The sequence below is a fragment of the Dorea sp. Marseille-P4042 genome (assembly GCF_900290215.1).
Classification (GTDB): Bacteria; Bacillota; Clostridia; order Lachnospirales; family Lachnospiraceae; genus Dorea; species Dorea formicigenerans.
In genome coordinates this window covers 314,509-329,557 of the sequence record NZ_OLMI01000003.1, presented here as the reverse complement: position 1 = coordinate 329,557, position 15,049 = coordinate 314,509, and the positions used below count along the sequence as shown (strand labels likewise).

Genomic DNA, 15,049 nt, shown 5'->3' with positions numbered 1-15,049 from the left:
ACTTTTTATGGAATTACAGACAGCATTTGAAACGAGACGGAGCATCCGACATTATGATGCTGAGAAGAAAGTAACGAAAGAGCAGGTGGAGACATTGATCAAGGCAGCAAGTCTTGCACCGTCATGGAAAAATACACAGACTTCCAGATATTACTGTGTATTATCCGAGGACAAGGTTGCAGAATTCAGTCAAAAATGTCTGCCGGAATTCAATCAGAAAAATTCAGCAGGTGCAGGCGCGTTAATCGTTGCAACATTTGTAAAAGGACTCGTTGGATTTGATAATGATGGAAATCCGGTAAATGAAGCTGGAGACGGCTGGGGATACTATGATCTTGGACTGCAGAATGAGAATCTGCTTCTCAAGGCAACAGAGCTTGGGCTTGACACATTAGTCATGGGAATTCGGGACGGCGAAGCTATTCGTGAGATGCTTCATATTCCTGAGACAGAAAATGTAGTTGCAGTCATCGCGGTTGGTTACAAAGCAAAAGAAGCCAATATGCCAAAGAGAAAAGAATTAGAAGAAATCGCAAAATTCTTCTAAAGAAAATATTAGATTCAACGGATATAACATATAAGAACAGAATACAAAATTTTGTATTGATAAATATAGTGAGAAGTCTTGAAGTCGCCGTAAATTATAAGAGATATGGCTGGCTGTATCGAACGATAGTCAATTTTTTGCAATTTTACGAGCATAATTAAGAGGACATATGCACTGTCTGAACCGTTTTTTAGGTGAGTTTGCATATGTCCTCTTTAATTAATGGCGCAGCAAGAATGCAGAAATTTTAGAACAATCCTGTAATCTTTCCTTCTGCGTCGACATCAATTCTTTCAGCAGCAGGTACTTTTGGAAGTCCTGGCATGGTCATGATATCTCCGGTCAATGCTACGATGAATCCGGCTCCTGCAGAAATCTTTAAGTTTCTTACAGTAACGTCGAAATCTGTCGGTGCACCGAGTTTAGTGGCATCATCTGTTAAACTGTATTGAGTCTTTGCCATACAGATCGGAGCATTTTCAAATCCAAGGTCAGAGAGCTGTTTTGCCTGTTTCTGGGCAGCAGGTGTCAGGACAGCTTTTCTTCCACCGTAAACTTTCTGTACGATCTGGTCTAATTTCTCCTGAATCGTTGTATCCTCCTCATAGCAGTAGTGAAAGTCATTTGGCTCATCACATAAGCGGATCACTTCTTCTGCCAGCTTAAGACCACCTTCGCCGCCTTTTGCCCATACCTCAGAGAGAGCAACGTTGACGCCAACTTCTTTACATTTTGCTTCTACAAGATCAAGCTCAGCCTTTGTGTCTGTTGGGAATGCATTGATTGCAACAACACAAGGAAGTCCGTATACATTTTTAATATTATTTACATGTTTCATCAGGTTCGGGATACCTTTTTCCAGAGCCTCTAAGTTCTCTTGGTTCAGATCCGCTTTTGCAACGCCGCCGTTGTATTTCAGAGCGCGTACTGTTGCTACGATAACAACTGCATTTGGCTTCAAGCCAGCCATGCGGCACTTGATATCCAGGAATTTCTCAGCACCGAGATCAGCGCCAAATCCGGCTTCTGTGATGGCGTAATCAGCGAGGTTCAGAGCCATCTTTGTAGCTGTTACAGAGTTACAGCCGTGTGCGATATTTGCAAATGGTCCACCGTGAATAATCGCTGGAGTGTGCTCCAGTGTCTGAACAAGGTTCGGCTTCAAAGCATCTTTTAACAGTGCGCACATAGCTCCTTCTGCGTGAAGGTCGTGAGCGGTTACTGGTTTTTGCTCAGAAATCTTTCCATATGTATAACCAACAATGATGCGGCCAAGTCTTTCTTTCAAATCTGTAATGTCTTTAGACAGACACAGAACAGCCATGATTTCGGAAGCAACAGTGATGTCATATCCGTCCTCTCTTGGTACGCCATTGATTCTTCCACCAAGTCCGTCTGTTACAAAACGAAGCTGGCGGTCATTCATGTCAACACAGCGTTTCCATACAATTTTACGTGGGTCGATATTTAATTCATTTCCCTGGTAAATATGGTTGTCGATGAGGGCTGCTAATAAGTTGTTGGCAGCTCCAATTGCGTGAAAGTCACCGGTGAAGTGAAGGTTGATATCCTCCATTGGTACAACCTGCGCATATCCGCCACCGGCAGCACCGCCTTTGATTCCGAATACAGGTCCAAGAGAAGGCTCACGAAGTGCGACCATAACCTTTTTATTCAGACGTTGCATTGCATCAGCAAGTCCGACAGTTGTGGTTGTCTTTCCTTCTCCGGCAGGTGTCGGGTTGATTGCTGTGACAAGAATTAATTTGCCATCTTTGTTCTGGGATTTCTTTAAGAAATTGTAGTCAATCTTTGCTTTGTATTTGCCATATTGCTCTAAGTATTCGTCCGGGATTCCGGCTTTCTCTGCAATGGCAGTGATTGGTTCCATTGTACACTCCTGTGCGATCTCGATATCAGTTTTCATCTTCATTTCCTCCCTGGTTTAATGCAAGCCTCACGTCGTTAGATAAGTACATGCATGGGCTATGGCTTATCCCCCTGGCATTAATAAAAAAGGACAACATCTATCGTTAGGATAAATGCTGCCCAGACGGTCGGCTTAATACGACTTCTGATTCCTCTGTGGTACTCCACAATTATCCGTCAGTCATCAGAATGCTTAGTAATATCTTATGGTATCCGGAACTAAAAGTCAATGAAAAAATGAACTTCGTTGATATTTATAAGGTAAAATGTTACAATAGTTAGGCAATTTTAAAGTAAATTTTTGAGAAACCAACGACAGGAGGGCATGTGATGACATTACAGCAGTTAAGGTATGTGACGACCGTTGCGGAGACAGGCACTATGAGCGAAGCAGCCCGTCGTCTTTTTGTTTCTCAGCCAGGACTCACAAAGGCAATTAGAGAACTGGAACAAGAGATGGGAATTATCATTTTTGCCAGGACGAATAAGGGAATCGAGGTGTCAAAGGATGGAGCGATATTTTTAGGATATGCAAGGCAGGTGCTGGAGCAGGCATCACTTTTGGAAGAGCGCTATAAGCTTCAGGCAGGAGGCAAGAAAGAATTTAGTGTCTCTACACAACATTATTCTTTCGCAGTCAATGCATTTGTTGACCTAATCAAAGAATTTGGCGGGGACAATTATGATTTTTCTCTTCGAGAGACACAGACATATGAGATCATCGATGATGTGGCGAAGATGAGAAGTGAGATTGGAATTTTGTATCTGAACGATTTTAACCGGACTGTATTAAAGAAGATCATCAAGGCAAATGATCTGGAATTTGAGACTTTATTTACGGCCAGACCACACATTTTCGTCAGCACTTCAAATCCGTTGGCAAAAAAAGAATCTGTAACGATGGAAGATTTAAAGACATACCCATATCTGTCTTTTGAGCAGGGAGAACACAACTCTTTTTACTTTTCAGAGGAAATATTCAGTACTACAGAGCGTGCGAAGAATATCCGTGTACGTGACCGCGCGACACTTTTTAATTTACTGATTGGACTGAATGGATATACGGTGTGTAGTGGAGTCATTGATGAGGAACTGAACGGAGCTAATATTGTGGCAGTACCTTTAAAAGAAGAAGGAGATATGGAGATTGGAATTCTGACGCACCACAGAATTCGTGGGAGCCGGATGAGTGAATTTTATATTCAGGCTCTGCGAAAATATATCAGCTGGAAGAATGCCGAGGCATTCTTGATATAAAATTTATATACCGGCAAAACGGTGAAATTGACTTTTGACATGTGCATCTATATAATAGGAAACTGAAAATACAAAGGATGAGTAGAGGTGTTACGCATGGTCGGTAAGAATTTTTCGGGAAAGCAGATGTCAGAGGCATTTATAAACAGCGCATTTCTGGCGTTATCAGGAGGTTTTCAGGACGCTTATACATATAATACGAGAAATGAAGTTTTTTCCAACGCACAGACAGGGAACGTAGTATTGATGAGTCAGCATTTTATGACCGGAGACTGGAAGGCCGGAGTACGATATTTGCTGCCTCTTATAGCATTTGTTCTTGGAGTTTTCGTGGCAGATCAGATTCAGATGCGGTATAAATATGCCAGACGGCTTCACTGGAGGCAGGGGATTCTGCTTGCAGAGATCGTCATATTATTTGTCGTAGGATTTATTCCACACAGTCTGAATATGACAGCGACGATTTTTGTGTCCTTTGCCTGTGCGATGCAGGTGCAGACATTCCGGAAGATGGGTGGTTATTCCTATGCAAGTACCATGTGTATCGGCAACTTAAGAAGTGGAACAGCAGCATTTTCTCATTATCTGCAGGATAAAAAAACAGAGCAGTTAAAGCAGGCCGCTTATTATTTTGGAATTATCTTTTTATTTGCAATCGGAGCAGGACTTGGCGGCAACCTAACGGAACATTTTGGAATCCATATGATCTGGATTTCCTGTATTCTTCTGGGACTAAGCTTTTTATTAATGTTTGAGAATGAGTGATAAAAATGAATATAACAGAGTTAAGATATATCATTGAAATTGCACAGTGTGGTTCGGTGAGCGCGGCATCCAAGCGTTTGTATGTTGCACAGCCGAACATCAGTAAGGCAATCCGGAATCTGGAAGAGGAATATCAGATCCAGCTCTTCGTGCGGACAGCGAGGGGAATGGCTCCTACCAGGGAAGGGCAGCAGTTTATTGCGCAGGCGAGACGGGTCATTCAGGAAATTGAAGGGTTGGACCGTAAATTCCAGGGAAATAAAAAAGGGACTGATGTAGAGATGAAAATTTCTATACCAAGAGCCAGCTATGCATCTTATGCATTTGGAAAGTATGTAGAGCAGGTGAGAGATGCAGAAGAGCTGAGACTGCATATCCGGGAGTGCAATTCTGTCCAAGCGCTGGACAATCTTACAAAGAAGCATTACAATCTTGCGCTGATCCGGATGGAAGACAAATATGAAGAATATTACTATTCCATTATTCATTTAAGAGGTCTGGAATATGAAAAAATCATGGATTTCCAGTATCGTCTTGTTGTTAATGAGAATGATCCGCTGGCAACGAAAAAACTGAATGGATATGAAGATCTGGAACCTTATATCGAGCTGATACACGGAGATTCCAGACTGCCGAACGGGGAGTATCTGGACATTAAGGAAACGCCGGAGAATCAGAATGCACACAGACGGATTCATGTATATGAGCGTGGCAATCAGTTTATGCTTCTGAAAGATATACCGGGAACCTATATGTGGGTGTCACCGATTCCGGAAGAACTTCTCCGAAGAAATGGACTGGCACAGCGTAAGATAGAATGGCAGCAGCGGCGGATGAAAGATGTTATGGTATATCCGGGCAGAAAGTTTCTGAGTGAAGATGAACGGGAGTTTATCCGGCAGCTGAAGAAAGAAGCAATAGAAGTCTCAAAATAGCGAGGCTTCTTTTTTTGATCTTTAAAGTTACTTGAAACTAATAAATATATGTAAAAGTATATATCACTCATGCTTTATTGATATTTTCATGGCAATAAAAATTGAGATAAAATAGAAATAGAATAAATTTGATTCATGAGGAGGTTTTTTATGTTAGACGCATCTTATTACGAGAAGACAGATGAGATTATTGCCTGTCACACGCGTGAAGAGCGGTCGCTGATTCCGATTATCCAGGATATTCAGGAGGAATACCGCTATCTTCCACCGGAATTATTAAGTTATGTGGCCGGAAAAATTGGCATTTCAGAAGCAAAGGCTTTCAGCGTTGCAAGTTTTTATGAGAACTTCTCGTTTGAAGCAAAGGGCAAATATGTTATTAAAGTCTGTGATGGTACGGCCTGTCATGTGCGTAAATCAATTCCGATACTGGAAGGATTATATAAAGAGCTGGGGCTTAATAAAGATAAACACACAACAGATGATCAGTTATTTACAGTAGAGACCGTTTCCTGTCTTGGCGCATGCGGACTTGCACCGGCAGTCATGATCAATGACGAGGTGTATGGTAAGATGACACCGGAAAAAATGAGTGAATTAATCAAAAAACTGCGGGAGGAATAACAGATGAAACTGGAAAACAGAACACAACTTAGACTCCTGCGTGAACAATGCCAGGAGAAGAGAAATAAAGAAACATGTAAGATACTGGTCTGTGGAGGGACCGGATGTCTTGCAGGTGGTTCTGACAAAATCTTTGACAGATTCAGTGAACTGACAGCGGGTATGGATCATGTTGAGGTCAGAATCGGAGCAGAGATTGCACATGGAGAACATGTCGGCGTTAAGAAAAGTGGATGTCATGGCTTTTGCGAGATGGGTCCGCTTGTCAGAATTGAACCTTATAATTATCTCTACTTAAAAGTAAAGCTGGAAGACTGTGAAGAAATCTTTGAAAAGTCAGTCCTCCATGGAGAGCCAGTCACACGTCTGATGTACAAGCAGGATAATGAGGTCTATCAGACTCAGGAAGAAATTCCATTCTATGCAAAACAGACAAGACTTGTTCTGAAAAACTGCGGCCACATTGATGCAGAACATATTGAGGATGCACTGGCAGTAGGTGCATATGAAGCATTTGAAAAAGCTGTATTTGAGATGACGCCGGAGGCCGTAATCAAGACGATTACCCAGTCAAATCTGCGTGGACGTGGAGGAGCTGGTTTCCAGACTGGAAGAAAATGGTCCCAGGTTGCTGGACAGAAAGAAAAGATCCGTTATGTCGTCTGCAATGGTGATGAAGGAGATCCGGGAGCATTCATGGACAGAAGCATCATGGAAGGAGATCCGCATCGCATGATCGAAGGTATGATGATCGCAGCCTATGCGGTACAGGCACAGGAAGGATATATTTATGTCCGTGCGGAATACCCGCTGGCAGTCAGCAGACTTCGCATTGCAATCAAACAGGCAGAAGAGCTTGGAATTCTGGGAGACAATATTTTGGGAACAGGATTTAGCTTCCATTTACATATCAACCGTGGAGCAGGAGCTTTCGTATGTGGTGAGGGCTCAGCCCTGACAGCATCCATTGAAGGTAAGCGTGGAATGCCACGTGTAAAACCGCCTAGAACCGTTGAAAAGGGATTATTTGGAAAACCGACGGTTCTGAATAATGTTGAGACTTATGCGAATGTACCGATGATCGTGAAGCATGGAGCTGACTGGTATACAGGAATCGGAACACCGGAAAGTCCGGGAACGAAAGCATTTGCCCTGACAGGAAATGTAAATAATACCGGTCTGATCGAGGTGCCGATGGGTATTACGTTAAGAGAGATCATCTTTGATATTGGGGGCGGAATCCGTGATGGAAAGATGTTTAAAGCTGTCCAAATCGGAGGACCATCTGGAGGATGTCTGACAGAATCACAGCTGGACAGTAAGATGGACTTTGATTCACTGACGAAGATTGGTGCCATGATCGGTTCTGGAGGACTGGTTGTTATGGATGAGAATACCTGTATGGTTGAAGTTGCAAGATTCTTTATGAATTTTACGCAGCGTGAAAGTTGTGGAAAATGTGTACCATGCCGTGAGGGAACGAAGCGTATGCTGGAGATTCTGGAGCGTATCGTTGCCGGAGAAGGAAGAGAAGGGGACATCGAAGAGCTGAAAGAGTTAGCTGATATGATTGAAAACACAGCTCTCTGCGGTCTTGGAAAGAGTGCGCCAAAACCGGTAATCAGCACGATTCAGGCATTCCGGGAAGAATATGAAGAGCATATCCGTGATAAGAAATGCCGTGCCGGTATCTGTGCAAATCTCCGGAATTATAAGATCAATCCGGAAAAATGTAAGGGATGCTCCAAGTGTGCAAGAAATTGTCCGGTTGGTGCCATTACAGGCAAGATTAAATCACCGTATGTGATCGACAGCGCAAAATGTATCAAATGTGGAGCATGCTTAGAGAATTGTTCCTTTGGTGCAGTCTATACAGAATAACCGAGGAGGAAAGAATATGGGATCAATGATGATTGATGGACGGCGTGTGGAATTCACGGATGAACCAAACGTTCTGGCCGTTATCCGCAAAGCCGGAATAGATATACCAACATTATGCTACCATTCTGAATTATCCATTTACGGTGCATGCCGTCTTTGTACTGTAGAAAATGAATGGGGAAAGACGTTTGCTTCCTGTTCAGAAAAACCGAAGGACGGAATGGTCATTTATACGAATACACCAAGACTGATAAAATACAGAAAGCAGATTATAGAATTGCTTTTAGCATCGCACTGCAGAGATTGTACAACCTGTATCAAGAGCGGGGAATGTCATCTCCAGGATCTTGCACACAGGCTGGGAGTGCACGATGTCCGATTTGAGAATACAAAAGAGCCACATCCGATTGATGACAGTTCACCAGCAATTGTACGTGATCCAAATAAATGTATTCTCTGTGGTGACTGTGTGCGTATGTGCGACAATGTACAGGGAGTAAATGCCATTGATTTTGCCTATCGTGGAACAGAAGCAATTGTATCTCCTGCATTTAATAAGCCAATTGCCCAGACAGACTGTGTAAACTGTGGACAGTGCCGTGTTGTCTGTCCGACCGGAGCAATCAGTATCAAGACGAATATTGATGTTGTCTGGGATGCGCTTGCTGATAAAGATACCATTGTAATTGCCCAGATTGCACCGGCTGTACGTGTGGCAGCAGGTGAGGAATTCGGAATTCCAAAGGGTGAGAATGTGATGGGAAAACTGGTCGGAGTTCTTCACAGACTTGGCTTTGATGAGGTCTATGACACAGCATATGGAGCTGATTTGACAGTTATGGAAGAGTCGAAAGAATTTATGGAGAGATTCAACGCAGGAGAAAATCTTCCGTTATTTACCTCATGCTGTCCGGCGTGGGTGAAATTCTGCGAGAACCGTTATCCGGAATTTGTTCCACATCTGTCTAGCTGCCGTTCACCACAGCAGATGTTTGGAGCAGTCGTAAGAGAATACTATAAGAATCCGGAAAATAATGCCGGTAAAAAATTAGTATCTGTATCAATTATGCCATGTACGGCAAAGAAAGAAGAAATTCTTCGTCCAGAATCGAAAACGAATGGCAGACAGGACATAGATTATGTTCTGACAACAACCGAATTGATTTCTATGATTAAGCGGGCAGGAATTATGTTTGACCAGGTTGAAATCGAATCTGCAGATGTACCATTTGGAATTGGTTCCGGAGCCGGAGTGATCTTTGGAGTGACCGGAGGAGTCACAGAAGCTGTTCTTCGTAAGATTACACAGGGACACAAGCGTGCAGATATGGAAGAATTGAAGTCCAGCGGAGTGCGCGGTGATGATGGAATCAAAGAGATTATCTATGATTATAATGGCAAAGAGATCAAAGCTGCAATCGTAAGCGGCCTTGCAAATGCAGACCAGCTGCTGAAGAAGATTAAGAGCGGAGAGATTCATTATGATTTCGTAGAAGTTATGGCATGCAGACGCGGATGTGTCATGGGTGGCGGACAGCCACTGGATGCAGGTGCACATACGAGAGAAGCACGTATGCAGGGACTGTATAAGGCAGATGTCAATACCCAGATTAAGAAATCAGATGAAAATCCGATGGTACAGTCTTTGTATGAAGGACTTTTGAAAGGTAAAACACATGAACTTCTGCACAGAAATTTTACGGAAGCTGAGAAAGAAAAGAATAAATAAAAACAGACCTGCATATAGTTGGGGATGACTTTTTAACAAAGTTTTGAATATTTAAAATTATTTTGTAAAACTACATAAAATCTTAAGAAAAGGAGTGTATAGTGGAGTGTGAAAGAGAGGGTTATTATGGCTTATCACACAACACCATACTTACTCCTTTTTTTGCCGGCAGCACTTCTTTTCTATCAGATCACTCCGGCAAAATGGAGAAGTTATACATTGCTCATATTTAGTTATTTGTTTTTCTGGAGCTTTAGTGAAAAATTAATTATTTATCTGATCGGGACAACATTTCTGACGCATCATATCTGCATTTGGATGGATACGATGGACAAGCGCGATAAGAGAAAAAAGAGAGTACTTCAGTTAGGAATTTTTTTGCTTTTAGGAACAATTTTGTATCTGAAGTATCGAAATTTTTTCTTTGGAAATGTTTCGAAGCTGGCAATGGCGCTTCATATAGACTGGAGCTATCAAGATCAACTGATCTTTTTACCAATTGGAATTTCTTTTTATACACTATCTGCAATCGGATATATGGCAGATGTGTACTGGGGAAAGGTAAAGGCAGAGTACAGTCTGGTGAAGACCGCATTGTTTCTTGGATTCTTTCCGGTAATCGTAGAAGGTCCGATCTGCAGATGGGAAGATGTGGAAGATACGTTGTTTAAAAATGAATCTGTAAAAGCAGAGAATGTTTTTAAGGGCTGTTATCGGATCATCTGGGGATTGTTTAAAAAGATGATTATTGCGGACAGGCTTGCAGTGCTGGTCGACAAGGTGTATGTCGGATACGAGAGCTACAGTGGTGCCGTGATTGTGGCAGCGGCGATTTCTTATACGATACAGTTGTATATGGAATTTTCGGGCTGTATGGATATGGTCATCGGAAGTGCCGGACTTTTTGGAATTCGCCTGCCGGAGAATTTCAGTCAGCCGTTTTTTGCAAAGACATGTACAGATTTCTGGAAACGATGGCACATTACGCTTGGTGTCTGGTTCAAGAACTATATCTTTTATCCAGTATCCATTTCCAAGACGGCCAGAAAGTGGAATAAGTTTACGAGAAAACATTTCAAAGGGGATTTTGGAAAATATGTGGCGAGAATGGGAGTTGCAGCAATGGCACTTTTCCCGGTATGGATCAGCAATGGTCTGTGGCACGGTCCGAAATGGAATTACATTTTTTACGGATTATATTACTTTGGATTGATTTTTATGGGACTTGCATTGGAACCGGTAAGAGACAGAATTCTTGCAGTACTTCATATTAATCCGGAGTGTATGTTCTATAAAGCATTTCAGACAGTGAAGATGCTGATCATCATATTCACGGGTGAAATGTTTTTCCGAGGAGATGGCTTCCATCAGGGATTTCATATGTTTAAAAGTATCTTTCAGGGATTCGCGACAGAGACGTTTAAGGATGGCACCTTGCTTACATTAGGTTTGGATCAGAATGATTTCAGAATTATAATAATTGGCTGTATGATAGTATTTTTCGCAGATCTGATGAAGGAGTATTGGCCGAAAGAAACAAAAATGTGTCAAAAACAGTGGATTTGCACGGTTGAAAAAGCATTTGTTCCTGGAAAATGGGTCATTTGCTATGGTCTTGTTATGGCAATTCTGATCTTTGGGGCATATGGAGAAGGTTATCAGATGATCGATTTGATTTATGCAGGATTTTAGAGGATATAGACATGAAGAAAAAGATAGGAATATTTATATTTATAGTGATATGCAGTACAGTAATGTTATCTGACTGGATAGAACGTATCTATATCGGCAGACTTGCAGGGCTGCCGGGAAGATATAACAGCTATGTCGGTATTCAGAAAGAACAAAAAGATTCTATAGATATGCTTGTAATTGGGGATAGTGAGAGCATGACGTCGATATCTCCGATGGAATTGTGGAAAAGTACCGGAATTACAAGTTATGTATGTGGACAATCTGCTCAGCGCATTTCGGAATCATATTATATGTTAAAGCACGCTTTAGATTATCAGTCACCACAGGTCGTACTCTTGGAAACCAATATGTTGTTTCGCTATACGAATACGCCGGATAGTCTGCGCAGCTCCATCAGTGATACGGCTATGTATTATTTTCCGGTGTTACAATATCATAATTTGTGGAAAAATATTGTGAATGACCAGATACCAGAAGGATGGCAGTCTTACAAAGGCTTTGCAATCCGGCCGGGAGTGGCGCCGTACAGCAAAGGCAGTTACATGAAGAAGACGAAAAAGGAAAAAGAAATACCCCAAATAAATCTCTGGTATTTGGATAAAATCCGGAAACTGTGTGAGAAAAACAAAATTCAGCTCTTGCTTTACACATCGGCTTCTCCGGTGAATCATAATTACAAGAGATACAATGCAGTGCTAAAATACGCCGGGAAGTATGGAATTCCTTATATTGATTTTAATCAGAAGCTTAAGGAACTGGGAATCGACTGGAAAAGTGACACTCTGGATAAAGGCGATCATTTGAACCTGTCAGGAGCACATAAAATTACAGATTACATGATCACGTATTTGCAGGAGCATTATATGCTGCCGGATCACAGAGGTGATGAGAAATTTACGAGCTGGGATACGATGGCAGAGCAGTATACAACGGAGACAGGATATTAGGTCGTTAGAATTTCATAAAAAATCCCAAGATGGAGAGCTTATAGAAGAGCTGTCCATCTTAGGATTTTTATCATTTTACTATAGTTAGTCTGTATAAAAATGATAAATAATTTGTTTTTTATAAGTTTCACCGGCTTTTACCACGGGGCTTGGAAAATTCGGATGATGAATAGCATCTGGAAAATATTGTGGCTCGAAGCACACAGCATCTCTTGCTTCGTATACATGCCCTTGCTTTCCGGCAACATGCTCCAGATAGTTGGCAGTGTAAAGCTGGATTCCAGGATAATCTGTCGATAAGTCCATGGAGATGCCGCTCTGGTCACCTGTTGCGGTCAACACTTTGTGAGGAACACCATATCCGGTTCCGATTACCCAGTTGTGATCATAGCCACGGGCAGTCTGTAACGTAGAAGCTTCAATATCAGTGCCAAGATAACGTCCGTCACGAAAATCCATAACCGTTCCGGTGACAGAAGTAATTTCTCCGGTTGGAACAGAAGCTGCATCAGTTGGAGTATAGAAGTCTGCTGCCAGCGTAACCTTATGATTCAGAATATCACCGGAACCTTCTCCGTTCAGATTATAGTAACTGTGGTGCGTCATGCTGATCAATGTATCCTGATCCGGAGCTGCTTCGTATGTAATCGAGAAAGCAGGCTCTTCGTTCTGACCGGAAATCTCGTAGGTGACAGACATGGTCAGTGCTCCTGGGAATCCCTGATCCATATGAGGGCTTTCCAGAGAAAATGTAATGGAGGTATCTGTTTTAGCTGCTACGTTCCAGATCCGTTTTGAGTAAGAGTCCGGACCGCTGTGAAGATTATTTTCTCCATCGTTGGCAGCCAGTTTATATTCTGTACCATTCAGTGTAAATGAAGCACCTCCGATACGATTGGCGCTTCTGCCGACATTATTTCCAAAGCAGGTGTCATCGGCCACGTAGCCTGCAAGATCATCATAGCCAAGGACAACATCCGTTGGCTTGCCATTCTTATCCGGGACGAGCAGGCGTACGAGAGTGCTGCCGTAATCTGTGACAGAAAGTTCGATGGCGTCATTTTTTAATGTATATAATCTGACTGTTCTGTCGTCACATAAAGTTCCGAAATCGGTAGTTGTAATCATAATCAAATCTCCTCATAGAAAACAAATATATAAAACTAAAACTGAAACTAAATTTAGTATAGTACCTGGAAAGAAGTTTCGCAAGAAATAAAAAGTATAGACTTATACGGAATATATAAAAAAAGTAGACAAAAGAAAAGAAAAAGAGCATAATGTGGTTATTGAAAAATCAAAGGAAGAAAACATATGAAAAGATATAATAGAAAGAAAAATATCCGCTGGAATACGATGAAGATTCTGGCAGCCGGATTTTTGTTTGTAATTGTGGCCGGAGCAGTTCTTTTATGGCTTCCGGTCAGCAACCAGAAGCCGATTGAATTCTTTGATGCGTTATTTACATCGGCATCTGCAGTGTGTGTGACAGGGCTGGTCACAATCATTCCGCAAACTCAATTCACATTATTTGGAAAAGTAATTTTGTTGATATTGATACAGATTGGCGGACTTGGAATCATTGCCTGTGTAACGGCATTCTTTTTGCTCTTACGCAGACAGATTACTGTCAGGGAGCGTATGGTTATCCAGGAGACGTATAACGCAGATTCTATTGGTGGTATTGTAGGAATGGTCAGAAGAATTCTGATCGGAACATTTACGGTTGAGGGTGTGGGAGCTTTATTCTATGCAGTGCAGTTCGTGCCGGAATATGGATTGCTGCGTGGAATTGGGTATAGCATCTTTCATTCGGTATCTGCGTTCTGTAATGCAGGAATTGATATACTGGGTTCAGACAGTCTGGCAAAATATATCTGTAATCCACTTATTAATATTACGACAATGCTTCTGATCATCTTAAGTGGTATCGGATTTGGTGTCTGGTATGATGTGCTGGGTAATATTAAAAAAATCCGAAAGAAAGAAATTCCTGGAAAATGGTGGTTTACAAGACTCCGGCTGCATTCAAAGCTTGCAATCGTGACAACCTTGATATTGCTGGCAGTGGGAACATTATTGACATTTTTACTGGAATATCATAATCCGGATACAATTGGACACTTAAGTTTTGGAGAGAAATGGATGGCATCTGCCTTTCAGTCAGTGACGACCAGAACAGCGGGATATTCTACATTTTCACAGGCAGGTATGCATGAAGAGACAAGATTTCTGAATATCCTTTTGATGTTTATCGGAGGATCACCTGGAGGAACGGCAGGAGGTGTGAAGACTACTACTATAGCAATGCTCATGCTTACATGCATTGCATTTGTCCGTGGGGGACAGGATACGGAATGTTTTGGAAGAAGAATATCCGCACAAAATGTCAGAATGGGATTTGTGACAGTCGTGCTTGCGCTGATCTGTTACTTAACTGGAACAACATTGATTGCAGTATTTGAAGCAGACAGGTTATCCTTTCTGAACATTATGTATGAGACGGCTTCTGCGCTTGGAACCGTCGGTCTGACTGCAGACCTGACTTCCCATCTGTGCAGGGAAAGTCAGGCGGTAATTATTGCACTAATGTATATTGGAAGAGTTGGACCTGTGACAATTGCACTTTTGTTTGCAGGAAAAAAGAATCAAAAAGACAGGATGCGCACACTTCCGACGAATAATATACTGGTAGGATAAAGTAAGAAAAATGAAAGAAAATGTGATATGGAGGAGATAC

At 42.0% G+C, this 15,049-nt stretch carries 12 protein-coding genes and 1 riboswitch; of the genes, 10 read left to right on the top strand and 2 right to left on the bottom strand.

Annotated elements, in window-relative coordinates:
- The first annotated feature begins 7 nt into the window (after positions 1-7).
- Positions 8-547 carry a nitroreductase family protein gene (locus C7E02_RS14990; protein ID WP_105310007.1) on the top strand — a complete coding sequence of 180 codons (540 nt, stop codon included), beginning with the start codon at positions 8-10 and terminating at the stop codon, positions 545-547.
- Positions 548-794: 247 nt separating this feature from the next.
- Here C7E02_RS14990 and C7E02_RS14985 read toward each other — a convergent pair whose 3' ends face one another.
- Positions 795-2,480 carry a formate--tetrahydrofolate ligase gene (locus tag C7E02_RS14985; RefSeq protein ID WP_029731455.1) on the bottom strand — a complete coding sequence of 562 codons (1,686 nt, stop codon included), beginning with the start codon at positions 2,478-2,480 and terminating at the stop codon, positions 795-797.
- 107 nt (positions 2,481-2,587) lie between these two features.
- Positions 2,588-2,671: riboswitch (ZMP/ZTP riboswitch) on the bottom strand.
- Between the two features lie 135 nt (positions 2,672-2,806).
- On the opposite strand from C7E02_RS14985, the gene C7E02_RS14980 reads away from it, so the two are divergent.
- The 8 genes from C7E02_RS14980 to C7E02_RS14945 all read left to right on the top strand — a co-directional run bounded on the left by C7E02_RS14980 (position 2,807) and on the right by C7E02_RS14945 (position 12,309).
- The gene (locus tag C7E02_RS14980; RefSeq protein WP_105310006.1) at positions 2,807-3,733 is read left to right on the top strand and encodes a LysR family transcriptional regulator; all 927 of its coding nucleotides are present in this window, start codon (positions 2,807-2,809) and stop codon (positions 3,731-3,733) included.
- A gap of 96 nt (positions 3,734-3,829) precedes the next feature.
- Positions 3,830-4,498 carry a YoaK family protein gene (locus C7E02_RS14975; RefSeq protein ID WP_022278897.1) on the top strand — a complete coding sequence of 223 codons (669 nt, stop codon included), beginning with the start codon at positions 3,830-3,832 and terminating at the stop codon, positions 4,496-4,498.
- Positions 4,499-4,503: 5 nt separating this feature from the next.
- Entirely contained in the window at positions 4,504-5,433 is a 930-nt protein-coding gene (locus tag C7E02_RS14970) for a LysR family transcriptional regulator (RefSeq protein ID WP_022278896.1), read from the top strand.
- Between the two features lie 150 nt (positions 5,434-5,583).
- On the top strand, positions 5,584-6,057 hold the full coding sequence (locus tag C7E02_RS14965) for a complex I 24 kDa subunit family protein (protein ID WP_005339454.1): 474 nt from the start codon (positions 5,584-5,586) through the stop codon (positions 6,055-6,057).
- A gap of 3 nt (positions 6,058-6,060) precedes the next feature.
- A complete protein-coding gene (nuoF, locus tag C7E02_RS14960; protein ID WP_105310005.1) occupies positions 6,061-7,938 on the top strand; it encodes an NADH-quinone oxidoreductase subunit NuoF in 1,878 nt (625 codons plus the stop codon).
- A 16-nt stretch (positions 7,939-7,954) separates the two neighbouring features.
- Positions 7,955-9,667 carry a [FeFe] hydrogenase, group A gene (locus C7E02_RS14955; protein WP_105310004.1) on the top strand — a complete coding sequence of 571 codons (1,713 nt, stop codon included), beginning with the start codon at positions 7,955-7,957 and terminating at the stop codon, positions 9,665-9,667.
- A gap of 126 nt (positions 9,668-9,793) precedes the next feature.
- Complete coding sequence (locus tag C7E02_RS14950; protein WP_022278893.1) at positions 9,794-11,359, top strand: MBOAT family O-acyltransferase; 1,566 nt, start codon at positions 9,794-9,796, stop codon at positions 11,357-11,359.
- Between the two features lie 11 nt (positions 11,360-11,370).
- Positions 11,371-12,309, top strand: coding sequence for an SGNH/GDSL hydrolase family protein (locus C7E02_RS14945; protein WP_022278892.1), 939 nt, complete (start codon positions 11,371-11,373; stop codon positions 12,307-12,309).
- 84 nt (positions 12,310-12,393) lie between these two features.
- On the opposite strand, the gene C7E02_RS14940 is transcribed toward C7E02_RS14945, so the two are convergent.
- Positions 12,394-13,437 carry an aldose epimerase family protein gene (locus tag C7E02_RS14940; RefSeq protein ID WP_022278891.1) on the bottom strand — a complete coding sequence of 348 codons (1,044 nt, stop codon included), beginning with the start codon at positions 13,435-13,437 and terminating at the stop codon, positions 12,394-12,396.
- 186 nt (positions 13,438-13,623) lie between these two features.
- Between C7E02_RS14940 and C7E02_RS14935 the strand changes: the two genes are divergently transcribed.
- Positions 13,624-15,009 carry a TrkH family potassium uptake protein gene (locus tag C7E02_RS14935; RefSeq protein WP_022278890.1) on the top strand — a complete coding sequence of 462 codons (1,386 nt, stop codon included), beginning with the start codon at positions 13,624-13,626 and terminating at the stop codon, positions 15,007-15,009.
- The last annotated feature ends 40 nt before the right edge of the window (positions 15,010-15,049 follow it).